The organism is Sporosarcina sp. Y1011, from assembly GCF_057669885.1.
In genome coordinates this window covers 1-2,567 of sequence record NZ_JBYHFP010000042.1, presented here as the reverse complement: position 1 = coordinate 2,567, position 2,567 = coordinate 1, and the positions used below count along the sequence as shown (strand labels likewise).

The window sequence follows — 2,567 nt, the reverse complement described above, 5'->3', positions numbered from 1 at the left end:
TGGTTAAGTCCTCGATCGATTAGTATCCGTCAGCTCCACACGTCGCCGTGCTTCCACCCCAGACCTATCAACCTCATCTTCTTTGAGGGATCTTACTTACTTGCGTAATGGGAAATCTCATCTCGAGGGGGGCTTCATGCTTAGATGCTTTCAGCATTTATCCCGTCCATACATAGCTACCCAGCGATGCCTTTGGCAAGACAACTGGTACACCAGAGGTATGTCCATCCCGGTCCTCTCGTACTAAGGACAGCTCCTCTCAAATTTCCTGCGCCCGCGACGGATAGGGACCGAACTGTCTCACGACGTTCTGAACCCAGCTCGCGTACCGCTTTAATGGGCGAACAGCCCAACCCTTGGGACCGACTACAGCCCCAGGATGCGATGAGCCGACATCGAGGTGCCAAACCTCCCCGTCGATGTGGACTCTTGGGGGAGATAAGCCTGTTATCCCCGGGGTAGCTTTTATCCGTTGAGCGATGGCCCTTCCATGCGGAACCACCGGATCACTAAGCCCGTCTTTCGACCCTGCTCGACTTGTAGGTCTCGCAGTCAAGCTCCCTTATGCCTTTGCACTCTACGAATGATGTCCAACCATTCTGAGGGAACCTTTGGGCGCCTCCGTTACTCTTTAGGAGGCGACCGCCCCAGTCAAACTGCCCGCCTGACACTGTCTCCTGCCCCGATAAGGGGCATGGGTTAGAAGTCCAATACAGCCAGGGTAGTATCCCACCAACGCCTCATCCGAAGCTAGCGCTCCGGAGTCCAAGGCTCCTACCTATCCTGTACAGGCTGCACCGGAATTCAATATCAGGTTACAGTAAAGCTCCACGGGGTCTTTCCGTCCTGTCGCGGGTAACCTGCATCTTCACAGGTATTATAATTTCACCGAGTCTCTCGTTGAGACAGTGCCCAGATCGTTACGCCTTTCGTGCGGGTCGGAACTTACCCGACAAGGAATTTCGCTACCTTAGGACCGTTATAGTTACGGCCGCCGTTTACTGGGGCTTCAATTCGAAGCTTCGCTTGCGCTGACCTCTCCTCTTAACCTTCCAGCACCGGGCAGGCGTCAGCCCCTATACTTCACCTTGCGGTTTTGCAGAGACCTGTGTTTTTGCTAAACAGTCGCCTGGGCCTATTCACTGCGGCTCTCTCGGGCTTTAACACCCTACCAGAGCACCCCTTCTCCCGAAGTTACGGGGTCATTTTGCCGAGTTCCTTAACGAGAGTTCTCTCGATCACCTTAGGATTCTCTCCTCGCCTACCTGTGTCGGTTTGCGGTACAGGCACCTCCCGCCTCGCTAGAGGCTTTTCTTGGCAGCGTGAAATCAGGGACTCAGGGATAAATCCCCTTGCTATCACAGCTCAATGTTATAGGAATGGGATTTGCCTCATTCCACACCTCACTGCTTAGACGCGCATAACCAACAGCGCGCTCACCCTATCCTACTGCGTCACCCCATTGCTCAAACGGCGGGGAGGTGGTACAGGAATATCAACCTGTTGTCCATCGTCTACGCCTTTCGGCCTCAACTTAGGTCCTGACTAACCCTGAGCGGACGAGCCTTCCTCAGGAAACCTTGGGCATTCGGTGGAAGGGATTCTCACCCTTCTTTCGCTACTCATACCGGCATTCTCACTTCCAAGCGCTCCACCAGTCCTTACGGTCTAGCTTCGACGCCCTTGGAACGCTCTCCTACCACTGACATCAAAGATGTCAATCCACAGTTTCGGTGATTCGTTTAGCCCCGGTACATTTTCGGCGCAGCGCCACTCGACCAGTGAGCTATTACGCACTCTTTAAATGATGGCTGCTTCTAAGCCAACATCCTGGTTGTCTGGGCAACGCCACATCCTTTTCCACTTAACGAATACTTGGGGACCTTAACTGGTGGTCTGGGCTGTTTCCCTCTCGACTATGGATCTTATCACCCACAGTCTGACTCCCAAACATAAATCATCGGCATTCGGAGTTTGTCTGAATTCGGTAACCCGGGATGGGCCCCTAGTCCAAACAGTGCTCTACCTCCGAGATTCTTAAGTTTGAGGCTAGCCCTAAAGCTATTTCGGAGAGAACCAGCTATCTCCAGGTTCGATTGGAATTTCACCGCTACCCACACCTCATCCCCGCACTTTTCAACGTACGTGGGTTCGGGCCTCCAGTAAGTGTTACCTTACCTTCACCCTGGACATGGGTAGATCACCTGGTTTCGGGTCTACGACCCCATACTCTGACGCCCTATTCAGACTCGCTTTCGCTGCGGCTCCGCATTCACTGCTTAACCTTGCATGGAATCGTAACTCGCCGGTTCATTCTACAAAAGGCACGCCATCACCCATTAACGGGCTCTGACAACTTGTAGGCACATGGTTTCAGGATCTATTTCACTCCCCTTCCGGGGTGCTTTTCACCTTTCCCTCACGGTACTGGTTCACTATCGGTCACTAGGGAGTATTTAGCCTTGGGAGATGGTCCTCCCGGATTCCGACGGAATTTCACGTGTTCCGCCGTACTCAGGATACACTCTGGAGAGAATGGACTTTCGACTACGGGGCTTTTACCCGCT

The 2,567-nt window shown here is 53.3% G+C and carries 1 rRNA gene; it reads right to left on the bottom strand.

The features are described from left to right. Positions 1-2,567, bottom strand: a 23S ribosomal RNA gene (locus AC25Y5_RS18880); the annotation flags it as partial.